The following is a 17,524-nucleotide window of genomic DNA, read 5'->3' on the forward strand; positions in this document are numbered from 1 at the left end:
CTATCATGCATCTGAGACCATGCAAAAAGCAAAGAAGGAATAGTAGACTCATAATTACACTAGTAAACTCATTTTTCAACACTAAATGGCGAAGAGCCAAGTTATATCGCCTAACGATACGAAACACATTAAGTTTAACCCGTCCTCATCTATGGGGAATTAATAAGTGATTACGCCTGATTTTAACTTTGGCTCTCAACTGTTCAATTTCCATTTCATAACTATATCGCGTACCACTTTAAGCGATACGTGTAAGATTGAACAACGATACCCAGTCCCGTGTTTTGTTCTATAATTCAGCCTAAAAGTTCAGGCATTGCGTATTTCAATCCCAGTTATATTAGCACATAAATCGATGTATCTTGTCTATTAAATATGAAGGTTTTTCGATGACTTTGCAAGTTATATCGCGTAGCAATATGAATCAAAAAGAAATGCAAATTTGTCTCTTCCCGTATCGCTTACCGCTATACACAATTCGAAAGTTTAAAGATCATATCGCTCTCTTTAAAAACTCAATCTATTTCATTCTAATACTAGCATACTTTCTAACAGTAAGTGTTTCAATCCTACTACTTTACCATTTCTCCTTGGTGAAAAGAAATCGTTCATATAGTTGTATCGTTTTTCATATCGCATTGAAAATGAAGGCTTTCGATATTTGTATTGACCCATATCGCCCGGCGATACGGATTAAAAATAGTGGCGCAAGTCCTTCTATATCGCTATTTTGTATCAGATTTAATACAAACTCACTAAGTGAATTGCCTCTTACTCTCCCTTTAAACTATTTAAAATACCCTCTGCTTCTTCAAGATTCATCCTTTTAGCCTTCCAGTTGATTCCACCTTCAATACCCTCAAGATGATTCTGGTCAATAAGTTTAATAGTCATTACACTGTCATTTTCGCCAGTAGTATAATTCACAGTAACCTCAAAACGGTCGTCAATCTTATCTGCAGCATAGGTCCCTTCAGAAACAAATCCTGCATTTTGTTCAATATAGCTATAGGTGTAATCGTCTCTTAGTATCATGTAGAAGTCATCTAAATCATTCCAATGCCAAGCTCCCTTTAAATAATTTTCTGTAAGTGCAGACTGTTCTGGACTGGATGATTCGATTGCAGACAGGCTAGAACCTTTACCACCCGGCAGCTCCTCACTATCACTAAGTTCTAATCCAGCCTCATTCACCACTGGTTTTTCTATTACCTCAATATCGTCTAATACCCCCCAATGTTTGCCAATATACCATTTGTTATCACCCTTCATTTGATAGAGTTCCAGATTATAGCCGACACTTCCTGTGCTGCCATCATCGGCAGCAGTAGCTTTTACATAACCTTCAATCCACACTATTCTTTTGTCTCCTACAGGCTTGTCATAGTCAGATATGTTATTAATATACTGGTCAGAAGTTACATTATTTTTCGTGATTTCCCAACTCTTTAACCCAACTTGCTTTGACATCTCCTTCTCGACCAATTCCCTCGCAATCTTCAGTGGCTCTGTTTCAGTGCTCACCGTTGCCTCACCTTTTGATTTTTCTGCAAGAGTATGTACTTCTTCTTGATTAGGTACTGTACTTGTTATTTTTTCTTTTAAATCAGGTACCATTAACACAACACCTGTTAAGAGTGAAATAAGCCCTACCAATAATAATGGTAATATCCCCGGAGCAATTTTTTTGTTTCCTTTAGGGGACTTTATTAAAATCAATAATAAAGATACTAGCAACGACACAAACCCAATACCCAGGCAAATGATAGTCAAATAATCCACTTTCTCAAACTCCTTACTAGTTTAATTTTACTAATTCTATTTTTTTATTACAAAATAGAAACCGTTTGGTACTTCAACCTATCTTTCTTCACTTATTATTGTGAAAAGAAAAAACGGATTGATTATAATCAACCCTATGCAAATCTATAGTAAATTAAGAGAATCGTTGCAAGAACAAAAATGAAATTCAAGAATACAAAGACAACCTGGTCAATAATTGTTTTATGTATTCTGATAGGGGGATTGTAAAATGACACCCCTTCAATTATAAAAATAATTAATACAATATGAATCATGAAGTGTCCAATAATTTCAGTATAACCAAATAGCATAGTTGTTGAAATAAAAATCAGAGTCAAAACAAATGCTAGAATCCTGTTTAAAACACCCACGACTAGTAAATATCCGACTACAAATTCGATAAATGCTGCTAAAACAATGAAAACCTCTGGTGCAAAACCAAACGTCGGAACTCCATGATTTTGAATGATATCTATGCTCATTGAGGGATAAACCCATTTTTCTACAGCAACCCAACAGAGAGAAAGCCCTGTTCCTAAATAAAGAAATGGAAAACCCCAATTTTCATACTTTGTTTTACCTATAAACAATACTAAAATAATTGCTAAATAGAACCCATAGTCAAGCATATGGAAGATTCCAACATCAGACAGGGCATTTATAAATAGAATCAGCAATAGAAATGCTCCGACTTTGGTTGTATAGTGGACTGGAATCAACAGAAAGATAATCGTTATCCAAACTAAAATAATTTCCCACGTTTCTACTAGCACGAACTCCGGTGCAAATAAAGATCGTGATAAAACCTGTATAATTAAAGTTAATGCCGTACCATACTTTAATATATACCTTGAATAAACTCGGTATTGATCTAGTTTTCCATCTATTTTCTTAGCTACCGGTATCTCCATTACATTAGGTAGTAGTTGAGGTAAGACTGCTAATATGATAGCCGCAAGAAACGCACATAACATAAATAAGGGAGAAAGAATATTCTCAATTGATTCTTTCTCAGGCTGAACTTCAGTAAACCATTTTACATGAGCCTCGGTAATAAATGGAGTTAGTAAAAAAAGTAATAATAGTAGGGCTGGTGGTATCCACTTTTTATTCAATTATGACCCTCCGTCCATACTTGCTTATTATATTATTTGCTAAAGAACATCTTCTATGCGGCATATAAAAGTTTTTTCCATTAAAGCTAATCTTGGCTATTTGATTAATTATTTCCAAAGTGGGTGCTGGCCCTAAGGTTTAAACTTCCACTCTTTTACTTCTCCGCTTTGAGTTTAACCTGAATCCCATTTCATATGGGTCAAGGTGCCTGACTTCCATTTAAATAGTATAGACCACCCACACAATCGAATATTTGTGACAAAAAGTGACTTTTTTATTATATTATATCGGAATAAGGACCTAATTTGTTTAACAATTTTAATAAGGATTTCTTGAGGGGTGTAAACGTAGGACAAGCACCTTAGTTAACAGTGCCTGTCCGGACATTTATTAATGAAATGCCAATTCATTGGATAGTGGCGACACCAAGCACAGCCGAAATAAAAGGCATGCAATGAAACAATTTATGTTAAAATAAATGTTGCTTCATACTTCAAAGGTGGAGAGGATTTTCCGCCTTCTAACTTACAAATCAGGGGCAACTTAGGAGCGTATTTAATCATGAATAAAAAAGATATAGCAGATATTCGAAAACAATTTAAAAAAGATAATGAGTTACTCAAGATCTCCAGCATTTTTAACGTCTATATTATGAAGGAATCAAGTGAAATTTATCATCACGAGAGTCAACCTTTTGAAATGCTTGACCAGGAACAACAGGATTTATTTATGAAGAACTTTAAAAAATTGCTTGCCGGGAAATTAGATGAAAAGCTCTTCGAATTAAAATTTCAGAGGGAAGCTGAAGATAGCAGTCAGTTAATTTTGCATCAGGGATTGCTCAATAATGATGTTGAAGACTGGAAAGAGAAAATGCTGCAAATGGTAGGCAAAATGATCTTAAATCGACAATACGAGAAGGATATTGTCATTACATTCATTCGCGGGGAATATTTAAAGCCAACGAAACGTGGAAATATAGAGGCTGAGGAAAGTGGACGCGATGCCGTTTACTCCCATCCCTTTATTCTTTGTAGTGTAAACAATACTCAAGAGCCGAAAAAAGAACTGCTTTTTGACTATATTGAAAAAGAGTTCAAATACAATTTTGTTGTTGACCCAATTATCAATCTCAATACACCAATCGCCGGTTTTCTATTTCCTACCTTCACCGATAATTCAGCAGATGTTAACCACATTCTGTATGCAGCAGGAAAAGTACATGAGCCTGATCATCAATTCATAGAAGAAGTTTTAAATGGCGAAGAAACGATGACTGCAAAAGATGACAAAGCCGTTTTTGAAGAAATTATTAAAGACGTAACAGAAGACCAATTAAACACATCAACTCTCTATAATGTGTACGAAGAAATAAACCGCATGTCCGAAGAAAATGAAGAGGACGAACATCCAAAGTTAAACTCCAAAGACGTTGAACGTGTGTTAAAGAGCAGCGGCCTTGAGGATATAAGCACAGAAAAGGTAGAATCAGCCTTCGAAAAAATAATTGATGATAACAATTATGAAATAAAAGCAAGTAGCATTGTTCCGAAATATACTTCAAAGTCGATTAAAATTGAAACAAAAGTAGCTAACATTTCTATTAGTCCACAAGATTTAAGATTCGTCAAACAAGTTCATCATAGCGGTAGACGTTACCTGATGATTGAAGTGGAAGAAGATACTGTCATTGAAGGATTTACGATGATTCCAGAAGCTTTTGGTGGAAACTAGAGAAATAGTATGAAAAACTTAAAATTGCTTTGCTAAAGAAGTTTGGATTCTACCGTTCCCATTCTTCTACTGTTTCCTATGCTCTTCAGGACAATATCCTTTTCCTATAAAAGATATTCATAACAGTTATCAGTCTATATTGAAATTGATATCCGAGCACATATAAAAAGGCCTGCACTATTGTCAGTGCAAGCCTCCATGTTTCATTTTAAATATGTCGCATAATAACGGGTAGTAGCTACCGCAAAATCAGCACGTGTCATGGTATCTCCAGGTTCAAAATCTGCTTCAACAGATGGTGTTAAATCATAACTTCCTTGGGAAACTGAAAATTTGGCGTTCAATATATTTAAATTAAGGGCAAGTTGAACATAACCTTTATATTGTTCAGAAATGCTATCTGAATCGTTTAAAGTTATTCTTTCATCTTTATATTGAACAGTGACATCTCCAGTATGACCTTCTGCTTCTTCCTGAAGACCAAGGCTTTGTACAAGACTGTATGCCAGTTCTTCCCTTGTAACGTGTTGATTAGGTACAAACTTGTTGTCCTCTACTTCAAGCATTACCCCATTAAACACCTGGTTAATGTCCTTTAAGGCTGCTCCTTTACCTGTCACTGCCTGGACAAAAGCTGCATCTTCATCTTTGACGTCACTTGATGGTTTTTCACCTGACTGGCGGATACCGTTTCCAAGTACTAAATATTTTGCCAAGTCTTTTCGGGTTAACGCGTTATCTGGTTTGAATTTACTATCAGTATAACTATCTAACAATTGATTATTTACACCACTCTTAATTGCATCTTCTGCTTCATGACCTGCAATATCGTCTAGGCCGGAAATTTCCCCTGCGCGTTTAAAGGTAAGTTCTCCTTTAATCTGCTCTGGTAGTGCTAATCCTTCTAATCCTTCAACCTTCATTTCCCATGTTCCCGGTATAGGAGAAAGTACTTGAACAGTTCTGTCAGTGTAAAGAGTGAAAAGAGCCGAAATTCCTGAGCGGTATTCGGTACCTTCTGGATCTACGAGGGTTAAATTTACTGGATTACCCGTTTCCCCTAACAAGCCTTTTGCATTTACCCTTGCAAGTAATTCCGTGAAACCTTCACCTACTTCAAATTTGATACTGTTACTGCTCAAAGAAAGAGGGTCGTAGTCAATCGTAACATCATCTCTTTGAACTTCCATTTCTGTACTTGCATTAAAATCATAGTTCATTTTCAACGTGTCACCGTATTGGGTACCATTTAAAATGTGATCTATAGCAGCGTAAGCATTCACGTAACCAGCACCAACTTCCCATGCATCATAGCCTGGCATATTGGTAGCAGTCATTTGAATAATTTCTTTTACTTCCAACGGTGAAAGGGTAGGATCTGCTTCTAGCATTAATGCAACAATACCAGCAATATGAGGTGCAGCCATAGAAGTTCCGCTCATAGTTGTATAGTATGGCAGATATGCTGTTTCAATCATTTCAACATCCTTTTCTAATGCCAATGAAGAAATAGGTGCTGGTACACGAGTAGAAATAATATCTACACCCGGGGCAGTAACTGTTGGACGGTCTTCCCATGTCCACTCTTCTCCGTCAACGACTACAGTTCCTGACTTACCTTGCACACCTCTTGATGAAAAATCAGCCAGCTTACCATCTTTTGAACCTGCAGCAATTGTAATAACCCACGGGGCTTTTTTATAATTTCCCGAGATAGTGGATTCACCAGGACCTGAGTTACCAGCAGAAAAGACGGTTACTATTCCTCTGTCATACAACCTCTTTGTTGCAACGTTAATCGGGTCATCAGGATTAAAATCCGTTCCTGCATCTGAAGTTGCTCCCCACGAGTTTGTTATTACACGTATATCATAATTTTGCTGATGCGTTAACGCGTAATCGAACCCTCCAATTGTATCTAAAATTGCGACCCCTGCTCCAGATCCATAACCTACAAGACTTGATCCGGGAGCCACTCCTTCATATTTTCCTGCTGATTGTACACCAGTTCCCCCAACTATGCCTGAAACATGGGTACCATGCCCTGAATTCGAATCAGTGTTCGGAACATCCTCCGTATAAGTAATAGGCATAAGTGTACTAATAGCATTTAAGTTTGTTGCACCCAAAACATTTTGGATAAGATTTTCACCAAATTTAAGGTCATTATGTGTCCCATCAACACCACTATCGTTAATTACTACACCTACACCTTCTCCCGATACTGGAAATCCACCATTAGCTTTTCTAAACTGGTCATCAGTTCGAACTTTATCTACTCCTGTAAGCGATGTAGATGTAGCGTTTTCATATTCAAGCTTTTCATTCAGGAATAATGAGCGAATTTGATCAGAATCTTCCAAGGACAGAATCTGACTTTTCGTTGCTAATACCCCTGCAATGGGAAGATTTTTCATTGTAATTCCCGTATCAATACCTAGATTTTCCAATAAATTTACATTCTCTTTTGAAGGAGCTCCTTCACCTTGGAATGTTACGATAACTTCTAAAGGGCCGATTGAAGTAGTAAGCTTCTCTTTTAAATTTTCATCGATGACTTCATTTAAACCTGTTTCTGCATTTGCTTTTGAAACCATTCCTATTGACGTCAATACCGAAAAAGCTAATAAAAGTACAAGTGCTATTTTTAGCGAATTTTTCATATTGTTACCCTCCGATATTATTTTTTTAATATTATCCCTATTATTACAATTTAAATAAAAATAATCTATTCACCAGAAGAATTAAACTAAACAGCAGAAGTTCTATTTTTATATATAACTAAAGTAGTATACCGAGTCATTCAGTATCACTTACAGCTTATTTTCAGATTTAGGCGCAAATAGAATTTGGGGGATTTACGTTATGAAAATATCTAAATTCCATAATGAACTACGGTCTATATTGCAGTTCCTAAATATTACAAGAGCGTTCTTGACTTTACAGAAAGCTCTCATTAGTTGAAGTTCACCGTATAAATCATCATTTTGACAAAAAACCGTCCAGACGGTACAATAAATATAATAGAAGTTAGTATTAAATAAGGAGAGATTTCTAAATGAAATCAAAAGCAGATATAAAGCGTCAGCTTATTTTAGATACAGCAAAACAAATTATACTTGATAATGGTTTAGGGTCCCTGACTTTGGATGCTATTGCTAAAAAAGCTAGTATTAGCAAAGGCGGATTGCTATATCACTTTCCAAATAAAGAGTCTTTAATAAAAGGATTAGCACTACACATTTTCAATGACTACGCCTTTCATTTTTATGATTCTGCTGAACAGGACACGAACGAGACAGGGAAATGGTCTCGTGCATTAATTGAAGCTACAAAAAAAGACTTAGAACAAAATGCGGAGTTAAATGTGGGGATTCTCGCGGCCTCTTTTTTAGAACCAGAAATAAATGAAAAAATATCTGAAAGTTATATAGATCTTTTGAAAAAATTAGAAGATGACAAAATAGATCCATTAACTGCAGATATTATACGATTTGCGTTAGATGGTATTTACTACTCAAAATTGTTTAATGTGGCTTCTCCCAAACAAGAAAAGATAGATCATGTCATGCAACAATTATTGGAAATGACAAGAAAAGAGGGATAGATATGAATGCCTATATGCTACTGGGACTATCTATTATAAGTGAAGTGTTCGGCAGTTCCATGCTTAAAGCTACAAACGGATTTAAAAATCTCTTGCCTACTATTGGGGTAATCGTTGGATATGGAATCGCTTTTTATGGTTTATCTTTAACATTAAAGACTTTATCGCTGGGGACAGCTTTTGCCATTTGGGCGGGATTAGGAACAGCACTTACATCATTAGTTGGAATCATCATATATAAAGAGAAAATTAATGGAAAAATAATCTTTGGTTTAATGCTGATTATAGTCGGCGTTGTATTGTTGAATATTGGTGGCGTTCACTAAATTTATAGAAAGACTGTTTTTCTAAAAGATTTTTGACACAAATTCGATAAACTGCGACGTAAGCGCTAAGTTGTTTTGCGTTACGGCCGTTGCTTTCCGCGGGCACGGCCTCAGCCTCCTCGAGAAAACCACTCTGCGGGGTCTTCAGACTCGTGCTGTTCCCGCAGGAGTCAACGGTCCTCCACTCCAATCAACTATCGAATAGTAAGTAAGGCGTACAGCACTGATGAAACATCACGCTAGCGAAGGAAAAACACGAAGACTCCTGCGGGAAAGTGAAGTGTTGAGACCCCGCAGTGAGCGGTTTTTGCGATCGAGGAGGCTCAGCGCAAGCCCGCGGAAAGCGTAGTGATTTTTACGAAGCGAAGCGAAGGTCGATATTTTCGCGTAACGGGTGATTCCTGGGCCACGACGGTCGATTTTCTTGCATAACAGTTGATTCTATTCGAGGAGACACCCGCGGGAATCAGTGCAGCAGTTACGTCGCAATTTCCATCAACTGCGACGATTAAAAAGCAATAAAACTTACGAAATGAGCCTATAGAAAGAAGGAATTATGATGAAAGATTATCATGCATTAGCAATTTCGATTACTGCAGATATTTTTGCTTCTACATTGCTCAAAATGTCAGCAGGATTCACCATACTATTACCTTCAATAGGAGTAATTATCGGTTATGGCCTTTCATTTTATTTCTTATCATTAAGTGTAAAATCCATCTCCTTAAGTTTAGCTTATGGCATTTGGGCAGGGGCATCAACAGCGTTAATTGCTTTTATAGGTGTCGTTTTATGGGATGAGGTTTTGAGTACCTTCAAGATATTAGGAATTATCATGATTATTGGTGGTATTTTACTGTTGAAGACCCCTGAAAATAATACAGAAGCGGTAAAAGAATCTTCACGCTAAGGTTCTTTTTCACCTGCTTCTTTTCATTTCACTATTTCAAGCCCTTTTTTAGCCCAATAAAGGTTGCCACCATCCCAACTTAAAAATATATAGGACCGACCGAAGATTCCAGTGAATATCATCCATATTATCCGTTTAATAGTATTAAACGTAATAAATATTAAGTTACCGCAAAAATACTCTATTATAAGACATTTTACATCAAGACGGTAACTTTACATTTCTTTATCGAACATGTACTCTGAAGTATATTTAGCAAGAGCACATTATATAGGATGTGCTTCAAAATTGGCTTAATTGTTACGACTGGATCAACAAACTCATCGACAGTTTTGAAACAAAAGAAATTCTGAATTTTATTCCAATTGATCAGCGGAAGGATCAGGAAGAATAAGAGGAACAGAGAGGCAAATTCATCGTCTCACAATTAATAAAACGCCATACCTTATGTGGATTGTTTACGACAGATATGGCACTTTTTTATTCTAAATGAAAATATTATGAACGCTTCATGTATTGAACCATTATTTATTATTTATAACAATCGATAATTTGTAGCTCACATAATTACTCATGTTTGTCAAAAATTTATCTAATATTTCATTGGATGGAAATTTGCATTCGAGAAGATAACAACTTTCTCCACTGACTTTGTAGTTATTTATGACATATTGACTTTGTTTATTTATGAAAGACAAGTAGGATTGATGATTTGTGCTTTTCGTATAGATGTGTATAATTGCATGAACAGAATACCCCATTTTCACTTGGTTAATTTTAATTGTATAACCCTCAATCACTCCACTATCCTCTAGTTTTGCCACTCTTGCTGATGTTGCTGGTCCAGTCAAGTGGACTTTCTCTCCTAGTTCCTTCATTGTAATCCGACTATTCTTGGATAGTAAGTCTAAGATAAGAGTATCTGTTCTATCTAACATTTCTCTAACTCCTTTCATAAATAAAGTCAAAAGGATAAAAGACTTTATTTACTCTATGTAACGTTTTATAGGTCTAGTTTAGAATATACATTGTACGAAGGTTTTTTCAAAGAAAAGGAGTTTTTTAATATGAAGATACATCAAATTGGAAATGCAACAATTTTAGTAGAATACGCAGAGAAAAAGTTCTTAATCGATCCATTTTTAGGGAAAAAAGGGGCTTACCCTCCAATTCCAAATTCAATAAGACAAGATCAGAACAATCCTTTGGTAAGCTTACCAACATCCGTTGAAAATATTATTCAGGATATTGATGCAGTCATTGTCACTCATTTGCATTCTGACCACTGGGATGATGCTGCTAAAGAAGCATTGCCAAAAGAAATAAAGTTATTTTCACAAAATGAAGAAGATGCGACAGAAATTAGAAATGCTGGATTCCAAAATGTAGAGGTCTTACAAGAAGATACAGTTTTTAAGGATATCCAATTAATTAAAACTAAAGGCGAGCATGGAAGAGGAGAAATATTAAAGCTTGCTGGTTTAGTTTGCGGTGTTGTCTTCAAACACAAGAATGAGAAAACATTATATGTTGCCGGCGATACGGTTTGGTATGATGAAGTTCAAGAAGTAATCGACACACATAAACCAGAAGTAATTGTCGTTAATGCTGGAGATAATCAATTCAATGAAGGCGGTTCTCTCGTAATGGGGAAAGATGATGTCTATGAAGTGTATAAAGCTGCTCCTAACGCAAAAATTATTTCTGTCCACATGGAAGCTGTAAATCATTGGACATTATCAAGAGAAGAATTAAAAAACTTTATTATTGAAAAAGGAATCACCTCCAATGTGCTAGTACCAGATGACGGTGAATCTTACACACTTTAGACAATTTTAGTAACTTATACAAAAGCTGGCTTTCCAAAAGGAAAACCAGCTTCTCTTTATAGTTAGGCATTAACATCATAGCCTTGATCTTCAATAGCTTCTTTCATAGCGTCAACATTTACTTTGGATTCATCAAAAGTAACATCCACACTGTTCGCTTCTAAATTAACTTCAGCTGCTGTTACGCCATCTATTTTTTTTAATGCACCTTCAACTGACATCTTGCAGTGCCCACATGTCATGCCTTGCACATTTAACGTTTTCTCCATGACTTTTTCACCTCCTTAAAATTGGTCTTATTATAGTTTAACGCGTTTTAAGCGTAATGAGTTAGAGACAACACTAACCGAACTTAATGCCATAGCTGCACCAGCAACCCATGGAGCAAGTAATCCGAGTGCTGCAATTGGGATCCCGGCTGTATTGTAACCGAAGGCCCAAAAGAGGTTTTGACGGATATTTTTAATCGTTGCTTGGCTTATTTTGATCGCTTTTGGTATAAGTAATAACTCACCACCAAGAATCGTGACGTCAGCTGCTTCAATTGCCACTTCCGTTCCTGTGCCAATAGCAATTCCAATATCGGCGGTTGCTAAAGCAGGAGCATCATTCACACCATCGCCAACCATTGCTACCTTTTTACCCTGCAACTGAATTTCTTTGACATTATCCGCTTTTTCTTCAGGTAAAACTTGGGCTATTACTCGGTCGATGCCAACCTGTTTCGCAATCGCCTGTGCAGTTCGCTCGTTATCCCCTGTTAACATGATAACTTCAAGACCTAATTCTTTTAACTCTCTAATTGCTTGTGGTGCTGTTTCTTTAATCGTATCTGCAACAGCAATAATTCCACGATACTTTTCATCAATCGCAATTAACATCGCTGTTTTTCCATCAACTTCATAATCAATCAATTCTTGTTCTGCACCACCAACATCGATTTGATGATCTTGCATTAGTTTTCGATTTCCAACTAGAATGCGCTTGTTAGAAATCGCAACTTCGATACCGTGTCCAGGTATAGCATTGAAATCATCTACTTCAACTAAATCAATATCTTGTTCTGTTGCATAGGCAACAATGGCTTCTGCTAGTGGGTGCTCTGAACCTTTTTCCGCACTCGCGAGTAACTGTAATGTTTCCTCATCACCGGTAAAGTTTGTGACTTCAGGTTTGCCTTTTGTGATGGTACCCGTTTTATCTAACACAATTGCATTTAATGCATGCGTACGCTCAAGATGTTCTCCACCTTTAAAAAGAATTCCGTTTTCTGCAGCCTTTCCTGTACCAACCATAATGGATGTTGGCGTTGCAAGACCTAAAGCACAAGGACATGCAATAACAAGAACAGCTATTGATGCGATTAAAGCAGGTTCAAATTGACCAGGCTGGACAAACATGATCCATACGGTAAATGTTAGAATGGCAATCACTACAACAATCGGTACGAAATAGCCAGAAATGACATCAGCTAATCGTTGGATTGGTGCTTTCGATCCTTGTGCATCCTCGACTACTTTCACAATCGATGCAAGTGCAGTATCTTTACCAACCTTTGTCGCTCTCATTTCAATCGATCCATTTTTGTTTATCGTCGACCCAATGATAGCTGCGTCTACACCCTTTTCAATTGGAATGGATTCCCCTGTAATCATCGATTCGTCTACAGATGTTCTTCCCTTTACAACCATACCGTCTACAGGTATTTTCTCCCCTGGTTTAACGACTAACCTATCACCAACAACAACTTCCTCAACTGAAATCATGATTTCCTCACCATTTTTTATAACGCGAGCTTCTTTTGCCTGTAAATTAAGCAAGGATGATAGTGCATTCGTTGTTTGGTTTTTTGCTCTTGCTTCCAAGTACTTACCAAATAAAATCAACGTGATTAATATAGCACTTGTTTCAAAGTATAAATGTGGCATATATTCTGGATTGCCAATGGTTTTAACTGCTTCGTACAAACTATAGAAATAGGCCGCACTTGTGCCTAATGCAACAAGCACATCCATGTTCGCTCCACCACTTTTAAGGTTCTTATATGCACCAACATAAAATTGCCAACCGATGATAAATTGAACGGGTGTTGCTAAAGCAAATTGGAACCACGGATTCATGAAAATATCCGGTGTCGTCATATTAAATAAGTGAACCAACATGGCTACTAACAAAGGTGCAGATAACACGGCCGAAATAATTAGCTTTGTTTTCATATGTTTAATTTGTTTTTCTTTATGTGTTTGCTTTTCTTCTGCTTCAGCTTTAGGTTTCGCATCATAACCGAGATTTTTAATTTTATCAATTATTGCTTTAGTGTTTACTAAACCAGGGTTATATTCTATCGATGCGGATTCTGTTGTTAAATTTACAGACGCAAACTTAACTCCTTCTTGCTTATTCAATACTTTTTCAATCCGGGTTGAACAGGCAGCACAAGTCATTCCAAAAAGATCTAACTCCGTCTTTTCCATTAAAACTCCGTAGCCAACATTTTCAATTTTTTTCGTAATATCTTCAATCGTTGTTTTCTCTGAATCATAATCCACGGTTGCCTTTTCCGTTGTTAAATTGACTTGGGCTTCGACACCATCCATTTTATTCAATACTTTTTCAACACGAGTGGAACAAGCAGCACAGGTCATTCCTGTTATTCCAAGTGTTGCATGATTAGTTTCGCTCATAATAGTCCCCCCCTTATTTGGAAAACTGCTTCATGACATTCATTAATTCCTCAATGGTTTCCTGACCATTACCTTGCTTGATAGCGTCACTGACACAATGGTTGAGATGTCTTTCAGTGACAGAGAAACCTACATTCTTTAACGCGGATTGTATCGCGCTAATTTGCACTAAAATATCCATACAATAGCGTTCATCTTCCACCATTTTCTGTATACCGCGAACTTGCCCTTCTATACGTTTTAAACGGTTAACGACTTTTTGCTGTTCATCTTGTGTTCTAGGTTTACTTGGGTGATCCTGTAAGAATTTATCCAACTAAATCACTTCCCTTTATTTTATATTTATACTATACCCCCATATGGTATATTTATCAAGTGAAAAACATCAATTTTGGACAGGGAAAGTCTAAAACATTTCCTGTCCAGATGCAATTAAGGCATCCGCTCAACTATAAGCGAATGCCTTAATTAGATCATAGGGGTAAAACGGTACGACTTTATTTTACTTTCATTTCTTAATCAATCTTCAGCAATTGAGCATTAATTGCGCAAATAATGGTACTTAGAGACATCACTACTGCACCTATTGCTGGAGTTATCACAATTCCTATAGTATACAAAACACCAGCAGCTAGAGGTATAGCAACAATATTATATCCAGCAGCCCATCCTAAATTCTGAACCATTTTTCTACGACTTGCTTTGGAAAGCTTAACAATGTTTAGGATATCTACCGGATTACTATTTACTAGTACGACATCAGCTGTTTCAATTGCCACATCCGTGCCTGCACCTATTGCAATACCTAAATCCGCCTCAGCTAAGGCAGGCGCATCATTAATTCCATCACCAATCATGGCAACCTTTTTGCCACCTTGTTTTAAATCCTTCACATTATTCGACTTTTCATGTGGTAAAACTTCTGCAATAACTTTTGTAAGTCCAAGTTTTTCACCTACATAGTTTGCTACCCGGCTATTGTCACCGGTCATCATAACTGTTTCTATACCTTGATCATTCAACTCTTTAATTACTGTGTAAGACGATTCCCTGATAATATCTGCTAAGGCTATCATTCCCTGCAATACATTATCCTTGATTACAAAAACAACTGTTTTCCCTTGTTGTGCTAATTTCTCATAGATTTCTTCATCAAAAGAAATCTTGTTCGACCTCATAGCTCCAGGACTAATTACTGCGACTTCAGAGCCATTTACGTTAGCAGTTAATCCTTTACCAGTTAAGTTTCTATAATCAGTTACATCATAGGATTCTAAGTTACGTTCTTTTCCTTCTTTGACGATACCTTTTGCAATTGGATGACTCGATTGCATTTCAACAGAGTAAGCAAATTTTAATAATTCATCCTCGCTTATTCCGTTATTTGGATGTACCTCCGTAACACCGAAATTCCCTTCAGTCAACGTACCAGTCTTATCAAATACGACACGATCCACTTTCCAGGCACTTTCAAATGGAGTACGATTGCGAATTAATAATCCATTTTTTGCAGCAAGCGATGTAGATCTTGAAGTAACCAATGGACCTGCTAGACCCAGTGCGTGTGGACAAGCAATAATCAGAACCGTAACCATTCTTTCTAAGGCAAATTCAAAATCACCTGTAGTCATCCAATAAGCTAACGTAATGACTCCTGCTACTACTGCAACATAAAATAGCCATTTAGCAGCAATATCCGCAAATCCCTGTGCTTTCGATTTCGTTTTTTCAGCGTCACCAACTAATTTAATGACTTGAGACAGATAGGTGTCATTACCTGTTTTTTTAACATTCATCTTTAGAACACCTTCACCGTTCACCGCACCACCAATTGCTCCCATGCCAGGTCCTTTTTCGACAGGAACAGATTCTCCAGTAAGCATGGATTCATCAACAGTTGATTCCCCTTCAAAAATTTCGCCATCTAGTGGGATCTTTTCTCCAGATTTAACTAAAATTTGGTCACCTGGTAACAATTCTTCAACAGAAACTTCTTCAATGTTTCCAGACGCATTAATCTTGTGTGCTTCCTTTGGCATGAGTTTTATTAACTCTTCCAAAGCTTTCGAAGCACCCATGATGGATCTCATTTCAATCCAATGCCCTACCAGCATAATGACTATTAACGTTGCCAATTCAAAGAAGAAGTCACTCCCTTCAATAAAGAAGGCTGTCAACGTACTATAAACATAAGCTGTTACAATAGCTAAAGAAATTAGCAGCATCATTCCAGGTGTTTTTGCTTTTACTTCATCCCATGCACCTAGTAAGAAAGGTTTACCACCATAAAAAAAGACAATCGTTGAAAGTGAAAATAATAGTAAAGTGTCACCTGTAAAGTTAACTTCATACCCAAAAAGCATTTGTATCATTTCCGACAAATAAGAAATGGGAATAGATAAGACTAAGGATACCCAAAATCGCTTTTTAAAGTCTTTAATCATATGTTCATGGTGGCCTGCATGACCACCTCCATGTCCCCCGTGATCCTGGTGATCATGTTCGTTGTGGTCCCCATGTTCTTCATGAGAACTGTGTTCGTCGTGATGGGCATGTTCATGTTGGTTATGATTATGTATCTCATGGCTTTCATGCCCACTATCATGGTGTTGGAAATGACTTTGCTCGTCATGACTCTTCTGCTCATGAAGGTTTTTATTCTTTCCATTACCTGGCTTTTCCATTGTTTTCACTCCTTAAATCATCCTAGTTTCTGAAGATTTTATGTACCTTATACTATCTCCTTATATTAATTATATAATTAATATACCCCCCTTTGGTATAAATAAACTTAATGATTTATTATTTGTGAGAACGAGAAGTAGTTAGTTTACTTCTGGATTAAGAATGGTTAAACATTGCCTTCTATATGCCTCAAACATTGTCATAGAATTATGTATACCTTATACTTTTATTAATCCAAAAAAGATAACTCATGATATGAAAGGATTATTAAGATGGGTACGGAACAACAGTTTACAACGGACATGTCCCTCAAAGAGATAGCAGTGACTTTTCTACAGCTTGTAGCTTCCGGAAAAGTTCGCGAAGCATACCAGCGTTACATAAGTCCTGATTTTTGTCACCACAACCCCTATTTCAGTAGCGATGCCGAATCGCTCATGGTCGGGATGGAGGAGAATGCAGCTGAAACCCCCGAAAAGGTATTTGAGGTAAAGCTTGCGATTCAAGAGAATGACAGTGTTATGGTTCACTCCCTTGTGAAGCAGAATCCCGATGACCTTGGAGGCGCTGTTGTACATATCTTTCGTTTCCAAGATAATAAAATCGTTGAATTGTGGGATGTAGGACAACCAATACCAAAGGATTCCCCTAATGAGAAAGGGATGTTTTAACGTTGCTAAAGTAACTTCCGCGAAAAAAAGCACACTTTATAAACAAGTACCTGTCACCCAAAACTATTCAGTAGGTTTTGGTGACAGCACTATACTCTTAAAATGGTGATAGCCATACTTCCCTCAATATATTTATAAGCCCTTTAAAAATTTAAATTC

At 36.8% G+C, this 17,524-nt stretch carries 14 protein-coding genes; 6 read left to right on the top strand and 8 right to left on the bottom strand.

The window, feature by feature from the left end; translation table 11 throughout:
- Positions 1–771: 771 nt before the first annotated feature.
- Entirely contained in the window at positions 772–1,782 is a 1,011-nt protein-coding gene (locus tag ACOI1D_RS10085; protein WP_422501155.1) for a hypothetical protein, read from the bottom strand.
- A gap of 134 nt (positions 1,783–1,916) precedes the next feature.
- Positions 1,917–2,918, bottom strand: coding sequence for a DoxX family membrane protein (locus ACOI1D_RS10090; protein ID WP_422501156.1), 1,002 nt, complete (start codon positions 2,916–2,918; stop codon positions 1,917–1,919).
- A gap of 562 nt (positions 2,919–3,480) precedes the next feature.
- On the opposite strand from ACOI1D_RS10090, the gene ACOI1D_RS10095 reads away from it, so the two are divergent.
- A complete protein-coding gene (locus tag ACOI1D_RS10095) occupies positions 3,481–4,653 on the top strand; it encodes a DUF4317 domain-containing protein (RefSeq protein ID WP_422501157.1) in 1,173 nt (390 codons plus the stop codon).
- A 203-nt stretch (positions 4,654–4,856) separates the two neighbouring features.
- On the opposite strand, the gene ACOI1D_RS10100 is transcribed toward ACOI1D_RS10095, so the two are convergent.
- A complete protein-coding gene (locus tag ACOI1D_RS10100) occupies positions 4,857–7,316 on the bottom strand; it encodes a S8 family serine peptidase (RefSeq protein ID WP_422501158.1) in 2,460 nt (819 codons plus the stop codon).
- A gap of 395 nt (positions 7,317–7,711) precedes the next feature.
- Between ACOI1D_RS10100 and ACOI1D_RS10105 the strand changes: the two genes are divergently transcribed.
- The 3 genes from ACOI1D_RS10105 to ACOI1D_RS10115 all read left to right on the top strand — a co-directional run bounded on the left by ACOI1D_RS10105 (position 7,712) and on the right by ACOI1D_RS10115 (position 9,496).
- Complete coding sequence (locus ACOI1D_RS10105) at positions 7,712–8,260, top strand: TetR/AcrR family transcriptional regulator (protein ID WP_422501159.1); 549 nt, start codon at positions 7,712–7,714, stop codon at positions 8,258–8,260.
- 2 nt (positions 8,261–8,262) lie between these two features.
- Positions 8,263–8,586, top strand: a complete 324-nt coding sequence (locus ACOI1D_RS10110; RefSeq protein WP_422501160.1) for a DMT family transporter — start codon at positions 8,263–8,265, stop codon at positions 8,584–8,586.
- A gap of 559 nt (positions 8,587–9,145) precedes the next feature.
- Positions 9,146–9,496: a DMT family transporter gene (locus ACOI1D_RS10115; protein ID WP_422501161.1), complete on the top strand. Its 351-nt coding sequence runs from the start codon at positions 9,146–9,148 to the stop codon at positions 9,494–9,496.
- A gap of 524 nt (positions 9,497–10,020) precedes the next feature.
- On the opposite strand, the gene ACOI1D_RS10120 is transcribed toward ACOI1D_RS10115, so the two are convergent.
- Positions 10,021–10,434 (bottom strand): Lrp/AsnC family transcriptional regulator, encoded by a 414-nt coding sequence (locus tag ACOI1D_RS10120; protein WP_422501162.1) that lies wholly within the window; start codon positions 10,432–10,434, stop codon positions 10,021–10,023.
- Positions 10,435–10,563: 129 nt separating this feature from the next.
- On the opposite strand from ACOI1D_RS10120, the gene ACOI1D_RS10125 reads away from it, so the two are divergent.
- On the top strand, positions 10,564–11,325 hold the full coding sequence (locus ACOI1D_RS10125; protein ID WP_422501163.1) for an MBL fold metallo-hydrolase: 762 nt from the start codon (positions 10,564–10,566) through the stop codon (positions 11,323–11,325).
- A gap of 62 nt (positions 11,326–11,387) precedes the next feature.
- Here the strand turns inward: ACOI1D_RS10125 and copZ are convergent, their stop codons facing one another.
- The 4 genes from copZ to ACOI1D_RS10145 form a co-directional block, all read right to left on the bottom strand.
- Positions 11,388–11,594: a copper chaperone CopZ gene (gene copZ / locus ACOI1D_RS10130; RefSeq protein ID WP_422501164.1), complete on the bottom strand. Its 207-nt coding sequence runs from the start codon at positions 11,592–11,594 to the stop codon at positions 11,388–11,390.
- A 30-nt stretch (positions 11,595–11,624) separates the two neighbouring features.
- Positions 11,625–14,009 (bottom strand): heavy metal translocating P-type ATPase, encoded by a 2,385-nt coding sequence (locus ACOI1D_RS10135; RefSeq protein ID WP_422501165.1) that lies wholly within the window; start codon positions 14,007–14,009, stop codon positions 11,625–11,627.
- A gap of 13 nt (positions 14,010–14,022) precedes the next feature.
- Complete coding sequence (locus tag ACOI1D_RS10140) at positions 14,023–14,325, bottom strand: metal-sensing transcriptional repressor (RefSeq protein ID WP_422501166.1); 303 nt, start codon at positions 14,323–14,325, stop codon at positions 14,023–14,025.
- Between the two features lie 199 nt (positions 14,326–14,524).
- Positions 14,525–16,693 (bottom strand): heavy metal translocating P-type ATPase, encoded by a 2,169-nt coding sequence (locus ACOI1D_RS10145; protein WP_422501167.1) that lies wholly within the window; start codon positions 16,691–16,693, stop codon positions 14,525–14,527.
- 273 nt (positions 16,694–16,966) lie between these two features.
- On the opposite strand from ACOI1D_RS10145, the gene ACOI1D_RS10150 reads away from it, so the two are divergent.
- Complete coding sequence (locus ACOI1D_RS10150) at positions 16,967–17,365, top strand: ester cyclase (protein WP_422501168.1); 399 nt, start codon at positions 16,967–16,969, stop codon at positions 17,363–17,365.
- Positions 17,366–17,524 lie beyond the last annotated feature (159 nt).

Source organism: Virgibacillus sp. DJP39 (genome assembly GCF_049310925.1).
Taxonomy (GTDB): domain Bacteria; phylum Bacillota; class Bacilli; order Bacillales; family Amphibacillaceae; genus Virgibacillus_F.

Coding starts and splice junctions, on each gene's coding strand:
- ACOI1D_RS10100 (WP_422501158.1), bottom strand. CDS start 7,316: ATGAAAAATTCGCTAAAAATAGCACTTGTACTTTTATTAGCTTTTTCG.
- copZ (WP_422501164.1), bottom strand. CDS start 11,594: ATGGAGAAAACGTTAAATGTGCAAGGCATGACATGTGGGCACTGCAAG.
- ACOI1D_RS10125 (WP_422501163.1), top strand. CDS start 10,564: ATGAAGATACATCAAATTGGAAATGCAACAATTTTAGTAGAATACGCA.
- ACOI1D_RS10105 (WP_422501159.1), top strand. CDS start 7,712: ATGAAATCAAAAGCAGATATAAAGCGTCAGCTTATTTTAGATACAGCA.
- ACOI1D_RS10115 (WP_422501161.1), top strand. CDS start 9,146: ATGAAAGATTATCATGCATTAGCAATTTCGATTACTGCAGATATTTTT.
- ACOI1D_RS10150 (WP_422501168.1), top strand. CDS start 16,967: ATGGGTACGGAACAACAGTTTACAACGGACATGTCCCTCAAAGAGATA.
- ACOI1D_RS10110 (WP_422501160.1), top strand. CDS start 8,263: ATGAATGCCTATATGCTACTGGGACTATCTATTATAAGTGAAGTGTTC.
- ACOI1D_RS10135 (WP_422501165.1), bottom strand. CDS start 14,009: ATGAGCGAAACTAATCATGCAACACTTGGAATAACAGGAATGACCTGT.
- ACOI1D_RS10120 (WP_422501162.1), bottom strand. CDS start 10,434: ATGTTAGATAGAACAGATACTCTTATCTTAGACTTACTATCCAAGAAT.
- ACOI1D_RS10095 (WP_422501157.1), top strand. CDS start 3,481: ATGAATAAAAAAGATATAGCAGATATTCGAAAACAATTTAAAAAAGAT.
- ACOI1D_RS10145 (WP_422501167.1), bottom strand. CDS start 16,693: ATGGAAAAGCCAGGTAATGGAAAGAATAAAAACCTTCATGAGCAGAAG.